We start from the raw sequence: 7643 nt of genomic DNA on the forward strand, positions 1-7643 counted from the left end.
CGCACCGGTGGCCCCGGCACCCGCTCCGGCCCCCTTGGCCGCACCCGCCCCGGTGGCCGCTGCTGTGCCGGGCGGCGTGCGCCACCTGCGCATCAAGATTGGCCCGGTCGAGGTGCTGGAGTCCGTCGAATCCATCAAGGAGCTGTTCCGCGACATCCCTGGTTTGGGCAGCATCGAGGACCTGCCTTGCGACGAAGCCCAGACACGGCTGTTCGCGGTGCAGACCCATTCCACCGATGACGACCTGCTGGACCTGATGGCCTTCCATGTGGCCAAGGAGCAGGTGCAGATCACCGAACAGGGCGCGGCCGCGCCGTTGGCTGCCCCCGCCGCCGCAGCAGTTGAAACCGCAGACGTGGCAGAGGTCGAGGCGGTGGCGCACCAGCCCGCAGCCTTGCCGGCCGCCGAGGCCTACGGCATCTTTGAAGGCGCGCCCGGTGCGCCCGCCCTCAAGCCGGTGGCCGCAGCGGCCAAGACCACCACGCGCCCGAACATGGCGCAGATGGAGTCCACCAGCATCCGCGTGGAAGTGAAGAAGGTTGACCAGCTGATCAACCTGGCCGGTGAGCTGGTGATCATCCAGGCGATGCTGGCGCAGAACAGCCGCGCGCTGGATCCGTCGGCCAACCAGCAGTTACTGGCGGGGCTGGCCGATCTGGACCGCAACACCCGGGACTTGCAGGAAGCGGTGATGTCGATCCGCATGATCCCCATGTCCACCGTGTTCAGTCGCTTCCCGCGCATGCTGCGCGATCTGGCCAACAAGCTCGGCAAGAAGATCAACCTGGTCACCCAGGGCGAGGCGACCGAGCTGGACAAGGGCCTGGTGGAAAAGATCACCGACCCCTTGACCCACCTGGTGCGCAACAGTCTGGACCACGGCATCGAAATGCCGGAAGACCGGATTGCTGCCGGCAAGTCCGAAGTGGGCACCCTGACCCTGGCTGCGTCGCACCAGGGCGGCTCCATCGTCATCGAGGTGCGTGACGACGGCAAGGGCATGAGCCGCGAGAAGATTCTCAAGAAGGCCCGCGAGCGCGGCATGGACGTCTCGGACAGCATGTCGGACAACGAGGTCTGGATGCTGATCTTCGCGCCCGGCTTCTCCACCGCCGACGTGGTGACCGACGTGTCGGGCCGCGGCGTGGGCATGGACGTGGTGCGCAAGAACATCGCTGCGCTCAACGGCTCGGTGGAAATCGACTCCGTGCAGGGCGTGGGCATGCGGGTGTCCATCCGCTTGCCACTGACCCTGGCCATCATGGACGGCATGTCCGTGGGGGTGGGCGAAGAGGTCTACATCCTGCCGCTGTCCTCGGTGGTCGAGTCGTTCCAGGTGAACGCAGCCGACGTCAGCACCGTGGCCCAGGGCTCGCAGCTGGTGAAGGTGCGCGACGAGTACATGCCGGTGATCGAGCTGGAGCGGGTGTTCGGCGTGCCGCGCACACCGGAGAGCAAGCGCAGCGACATCATGGTGGTGGTCGAGTCCGACGGTTCGCGCGTGGCGCTGCTGGTGGATGAGCTGCTGGGCCAGCACCAGGTGGTGGTGAAGAACCTGGAGAGCAACTACCGCAAGGTGCCGAATGTGTCGGGCGCCACCATCCTGGGCGATGGCACGGTGGCCCTGATTCTGGACACCAGCAGTCTGGTGCGCCGTACCCGTTGAAGTGAAGGCATGGCCGGCGCGCGCATGGAGCCCGCGCCGGTCCGAGCAACCAATTTTTTGCGCAGGGGCGTCATGCTGATGCCCACCGCTTGAGGAGAAAGCAATGAACATCATGGGAAAGAACGCGGAAAGCAAGGCATCCGGTGCCCGCGAATACCTGACCTTCCGCCTGGGCGCGGAAGAGTACGGCATCGACATCCTGAAGGTGCAGGAAATCCGTGGCTACGAGCAGCCCACGCGCATTGCGAACGCTCCGGAGTTCATCAAGGGCGTCGTGAACCTGCGCGGCACCATCGTGCCCATCGTGGACATGCGCCTGAAGTTCAATTGCTCCGAGGTCGAGTACAACAGCTTCACCGTGGTCATCATCCTGAACCTGCGCAACCGCGTGGTCGGCATCGTGGTGGACTCGGTCAGTGACGTGATGGAGCTGGCGCCGGAAGCCATCCGTCCCGCACCGGACATCGAAAGCGCCATCGACAACGGCTGCATCCTGGGCCTGGGCTCGGTGGGCGAGCGCATGCTGATCCTGCTGGACATCGAGAAGCTGATGTCCAATGTCGACATGGGGTTGGTGGCGCCCGCGGAGTAAGCCGCGTGCGCAGATTCGCCTGTCCAGCCCGCCACTCTGGTGGGCTGTTCATTTTTGGTGGCACTGTGGCCATGGTGTGAGCCTGGGCTTCTCTCTCTTTTCTCATGCGTCAAGATTCCTCCTCCGCTTCTGTTTCGGGCTCCGGCCCAGCCGCCCAAGGGCGGGAGTTCGCATGGACTTCGGCGGATTTCAGCCGGGTGCAAGCGCTGATCTACAAGCATGCCGGCATCAGCCTGCACGATGGCAAGCACGCCATGGTCTACAGCCGCCTGTCGCGGCGCCTGCGGGAAACCGGCCATGAAAGCTTTGACGACTACCTGTCGTGGCTGGAAAAGCAAGGCGATGCGCGCGAGTGGCAGGAGTTCGTGAATGCGCTGACCACCAATCTGACGGCTTTCTTCCGCGAGCAGCACCACTTCGACATCCTGGCGCAGCACCTCAAGAGCAAGCCGGCCGGCACGCCCTGGCGTGTCTGGTGCAATGCCGCCTCGACCGGCGAGGAGCCGTACTCGATCGTGCTCACGGCCCAGGAAACGCTGGGCGCGAACGCCAACTTCAAGCTCACGGCCAGCGACATCGACTCCAAGGTGCTGGCCACGGCCTCCAACGGCATCTACCGGATGGAGAACGTCAAGAACCTGAGCCAGGAGCGCCTGCATCGCTTTTTCATGCGCGGCAAGGCCAGCAATGCCGGCATGGTGCGCGTCAAGCCCGAGTTGCGCCGCATGATCGACTTCCTGCAGGTCAACCTGATCCGCGACGATTGGCCCTTCAAGGAACCGTTCGACATCGTGTTCTGCCGCAATGTCATGATCTACTTCGATGCACCCACCCAGCGCAAGGTGCTGGAGCGCATCCACCGCGTGATGAAGCCTGGTGGCATGCTGTTTGTGGGGCATGCGGAAAACTTCACCGATTCCCGTGACCTGTTCGTGCTGCGTGGCAAGACGGTGTACGAGCGGATCTGAATGCAGGCCTGCCATATGTTTTGCCGTTCCATGATCACGAGGGTGCGCTTATGAACACAACACCGCATGGATGGAACCACGCAGCCCCGGTCGCCACACGCACTGCGGGAGCACCGGCTCCGGCTCCGGCGCCGCAGGCGGCACTGGAGCGTTTGCGCCAGCGCCCGCGCAAGCCGGGGGAGGCCTCATTTTTTTATTACGATCACCACTTCCAATACAACGCGGTCAAGGTGTTGCCCGGCGAGTATTTCGTGACCGGCGAGAACATGGTGATCTGCACGGTGCTGGGGTCCTGCATTGCGGCCTGCCTGTGGGATCGCAACCTGAACATCGGTGGCATGAACCATTTCATGCTGCCCGAGGGCGACAGCAACGATGTCAGTGGCCGTTATGGCTCGTACGCGATGGAAGTGCTGATCAATGAAATGATCAAGTTGGGTGCGCGGCGTGAGAGCATGCAGGCCAAGATTTTTGGGGGCGGCCAGGTGATGGCCAACTTCACCACCATGAATGTCGGGGAACGCAACACCGATTTCGTGACCCAATACCTGCATACCGAGCGCATTCCCATCGTGTCGGAAGATGTGCTGGACATTTATCCGCGCAAAGTGGTCTATTTCCCCATGACCGGCAAAGCCATGGTCAAGCGACTGGCCCATGCCCACCCCGAAGCCCTGGTGGAGCAAGAGCGTGCACGCGGCAGCGCGGCGCAACTGGCCAAGACCAATGCCGGTGGTAGCGTGGACCTGTTTTGAGAGAGGTTGAAGAAGAATGAACCGGAAGATTCGGGTGATTGTGGTGGACGACTCGGCGCTGGTGCGCAGTCTGCTCGCTGAAATCATCAATCGTCAGCACGACATGGAGTGCATCGGAACGGCCAACGACCCCCTGGTGGCGCGCGAGATGATCCGCGAGAAGAACCCCGATGTGATCACCCTGGACATCGAAATGCCCAAGATGGACGGCATCGACTTCCTGGGCCGCATCATGCGCCTGCGCCCCATGCCGGTGCTGATGATCTCCACGCTGACCGAGCGCGGCGCCGAAGTCACCATGCGTGCGCTGGAGTTGGGCGCGGTCGACTTTGTCTCCAAGCCACGCGTGGGCGTGGCCAATGGCCTGACCCAGCTGTCCAACGAAATCGTCGAGAAGATCCGCATTGCCGCCACGGCCCACGTGCACCGCATGGTCAAGCCGGCCGCGGCGGCGGCCGCACCGGCTGGTACCGATGCCGCAGGGGCGCCGGCCGCGGCCAAGCCACCGGTCAGCAGCGCCACCTTGCTGGGCCGGGTGTCCACGGAAAAGCTGATCGCCATCGGGGCGTCCACCGGCGGCACCGAGGCCATCAAGGAGGTGCTGACCCAGATGCCGGCCGATGCGCCGGCCATCGTCATCACGCAGCACATGCCGCCCGGCTTCACCACCAGCTTTGCCGCGCGCCTGAACAGCCTGTGCCAGATCACGGTGAAGGAAGCCACGCACGGTGAGCGCATCTTGCCGGGCCACGCCTACATCGCCCCCGGTGGCAAGCAGTTCGCCATCAGCCGCAGCGGCGCCAACTACGTGGCCGTGGTGGATGAGCAGGCCCCGCCGGTCAACCGCCACAAGCCCTCGGTGGAGGTACTGTTCAAGTCCGTGGCGCAGTTTGCCGGGCGCAATGCCTTTGGCGTCATGCTGACCGGCATGGGCGCCGATGGCGCCGTGGCCATGCGCGAAATGAAGGACGCGGGCAGCTACAACTACGTGCAGGACGAGGCCAGCTGCATCGTCTTCGGCATGCCGCGTGAAGCCATCGCCCATGGGGCGGCCGATGAGGTGCTGCCGCTGACGCAGATCGCCCACGCGCTGCTGGGCAAGCTGCGTGCCTCGCCGGACGTGCGCCACCGCATTTAAGGCCTTCCATAAAAAAAGGAGCTGCCAGCGCCTTTCCAACAAGGACTTCAGATGGTTTTCTATCTGAAGTCCTTTGTTTTTGAGCGCGGACAGCTCCTTTTTTAAAGGCGGCAATCAGCTGGACAGCAACTCCCAGCGTTCCAGCGCCTGCATCAGCGCTTCCTCGATCTCACCATCGCGGGCATGCAGCTGCATGGCGCGCGCGTTGTCGCTGGCGTAGATGCTGGGGTCGTCCAGCTCCGTGCGGATGCGGGCCTGCTCGTCTTCCAGCGATGCAATCAGGTCGGGCAACTGCTCCAGCTCGCGCTGCTCCTTGTAGCTCAGCTTGCGCTTGGCGCCGGACAGTACCGCCTTGTCCTTGGCCGCGTCTTCCTTGGTGGGGGGCGGCGCCTTGGCGGCGCTCTGCTTGGCCGCTTGCTCGGCCAGCTCACGGCTGCGCTTGGATTGCAGCAGCCAGTCCTGCACGCCCCCTTCGTACTCGCGCCACAGACCGTCGCCTTCGGCGGCGATGGTGCTGGTGACCACGTTGTCCAGGAAGGTCCGGTCATGGCTGACCAGGAACACCGTGCCGTCGTACTGCTGCAAAAGATCTTCCAGCAATTCCAGGGTGTCGATGTCCAGGTCGTTGGTCGGCTCGTCCAGCACCAGCACGTTCGCGGGCCGCGCAAACAGGCGGGCCAGCAGCAGGCGGTTGCGCTCGCCACCGGACAGTGATCGCACCGGGGAGTGCGCCCGTGCGGGCGAGAACAGGAAATCCTGCAAATAACTTTTCACATGCTTCTTGTTGCCGCCGATCTCGATCCATTCGCTGCCTGGGCTGATGAAGTCCTCCAACGTGGCATCCAGATCGATCTGGTGGCGCATCTGGTCGAAGTAGGCGACCTGCAGGTTGGCCCCGCGGCGGATGGTGCCGCTGTCGGCCTCCAGCTCACCCAGGATCATCTTCAGCAAGGTGGTCTTGCCGGCGCCGTTCGGGCCGATCAGCCCCACCTTGTCGCCACGCAGCACCGTGCCGGTGAAGTTCTTGACAATCGTCCTCGCGCCAAAGGCCTTGGACACACCCTCCAGCTCCGCCACGATCTTGCCCTGGTAGCTGCTGTCCTTGCCGCTGGCAATGTCCATCTTCACGCTGCCCAGCGCCTCGCGCCGGGCCTCGCGGTTGGCACGCAACCCCTTCAGGCGTTCGATGCGGCTCTGGCTGCGGGTGCGCCGGGCTTCCACCCCCTTGCGGATCCACACCTCTTCCTGGGCCAGCAACTTGTCGGCCTTGGCGTTGATCACCGCTTCCTGCTGTAGCTGTTCTTCCTTTTGCAGCAGGTACTGGGCAAAGTTGCCGGGGTAGGACTGCAGGTGACCGCGGTCCAGCTCCACAATGCGGGTGGCAATCCGGTCCAGGAACGCCCGGTCGTGGGTGATGGTGACCACGCTGCCCTTGAAGTCGATCAGCAGATCCTCCAGCCACTCGATCGAATCCAGATCCAGGTGGTTGGTCGGCTCGTCCAGCAGCAGCACGTCCGGCTTCAGCACCAGGGCCTGGGCCAGTGCCACGCGCTTGCGGGTGCCGCCCGACAGGCTGCCGACCAGTGCCTGGCCATCCAGGTGCAGGCGCTGCAGGGTCTCCTCCACGCGTTGTTCCCAGTTCCAGGCATCCTGCGCCTCGATCTGGGACTGCAGCGCATCCAGGTCCACACCGTCGGCCCCCGACAGATACTGGTCACGCAACTGCGCAATCGCCGCCAGCCCTTCTGCGGCGGACTGGAACACCGTGTGCTCGGGATTCAAGTCGGGCTCCTGCGGCACATACGCAATGCGCACGCCGTTCTGCACCTGCAGCGTGCCATCGTCGGCCTGCGCCAGGCCGCCCAAGATTTTCAACAGGGAAGACTTGCCCGCACCGTTGCGGCCAATCAGCCCGATGCGCTCGTTCGTTTCCAGCGCCAGGCTGGCGTGATCCAGCAAGGCCACGTGCCCAAACGCAAGCTGGGCGTCCAATAAGGTAATCAATGCCATGGTGTGCGCATTATCCAAGGCGGCAGCGCCCAGCGCTGCCGCAACCCTGACCATCTGGATGGTCAGGGTTGAAAGATCTTTTCCAAAACCAGGGCCAAGCAGTGATATAGTTCGCATCCTTGCTTAAAGAGCGGTGGTTTTGCTGCCAAGTTCTGAAAAATTTTTGCAGCGGTTTGCGCAGACAGTTCAAATCAATGTACAATGCAAGTCTTCGCCAGCAAGTGCTGCTGACGGAATTTCTGAAAAATTTCAGAAATGCATGACAAAAGTTGTGCTACAATACAAGGCTTCGCTGATCACGGCGAAGCAAGAAATCTGAAGCGATTCAGGTTTGCATCTTTAAAAAGATACAGCCGATAAGCGTGGGCGTTTGAAGGCGAATTGCCAAGTTCCTTGGAACTAAAAACAAACGCTCATGGAAATAAAGAAGTGAAGTTCACTTCAATTCCGTTTTTATGAGTGAGTCGCAAGACTTTAAATTCAAGATCGAACTGTAGAGTTTGATCCTGGCTCA

The 7643-nt window shown here is 62.6% G+C and carries 6 protein-coding genes; 5 read left to right on the forward strand and 1 reads right to left on the reverse strand.

Annotation, left to right across the window (positions count from 1 at the left end; translation table 11 throughout):
* The 5 genes from SJH88_RS17830 to SJH88_RS17850 form a co-directional block, all read left to right on the forward strand.
* On the forward strand, positions 1-1666 hold a 1666-nt coding region (locus SJH88_RS17830; protein ID WP_274755252.1), incomplete at its 5' end, for a chemotaxis protein CheW.
* A gap of 103 nt (positions 1667-1769) precedes the next feature.
* Positions 1770-2258 carry a chemotaxis protein CheW gene (locus SJH88_RS17835; RefSeq protein ID WP_042413500.1) on the forward strand — a complete coding sequence of 163 codons (489 nt, stop codon included), beginning with the start codon at positions 1770-1772 and terminating at the stop codon, positions 2256-2258.
* Positions 2259-2362: 104 nt separating this feature from the next.
* Positions 2363-3226: a CheR family methyltransferase gene (locus SJH88_RS17840; protein ID WP_183303252.1), complete on the forward strand. Its 864-nt coding sequence runs from the start codon at positions 2363-2365 to the stop codon at positions 3224-3226.
* 50 nt (positions 3227-3276) lie between these two features.
* Positions 3277-3981, forward strand: coding sequence for a chemoreceptor glutamine deamidase CheD (cheD, locus tag SJH88_RS17845; RefSeq protein WP_274755253.1), 705 nt, complete (start codon positions 3277-3279; stop codon positions 3979-3981).
* A 16-nt stretch (positions 3982-3997) separates the two neighbouring features.
* The gene (locus SJH88_RS17850; protein WP_043382880.1) at positions 3998-5119 is read left to right on the forward strand and encodes a protein-glutamate methylesterase/protein-glutamine glutaminase; all 1122 of its coding nucleotides are present in this window, start codon (positions 3998-4000) and stop codon (positions 5117-5119) included.
* 114 nt (positions 5120-5233) lie between these two features.
* Here SJH88_RS17850 and abc-f read toward each other — a convergent pair whose 3' ends face one another.
* Positions 5234-7129, reverse strand: coding sequence for a ribosomal protection-like ABC-F family protein (abc-f, locus tag SJH88_RS17855; protein WP_274755254.1), 1896 nt, complete (start codon positions 7127-7129; stop codon positions 5234-5236).
* Between the last annotated feature and the right edge of the window lie 514 nt (positions 7130-7643).

The organism is Comamonas sp. GCA5, from assembly GCF_036541385.1.
In the GTDB taxonomy this organism is placed as follows: domain Bacteria; phylum Pseudomonadota; class Gammaproteobacteria; order Burkholderiales; family Burkholderiaceae_C; genus Comamonas; species Comamonas aquatica.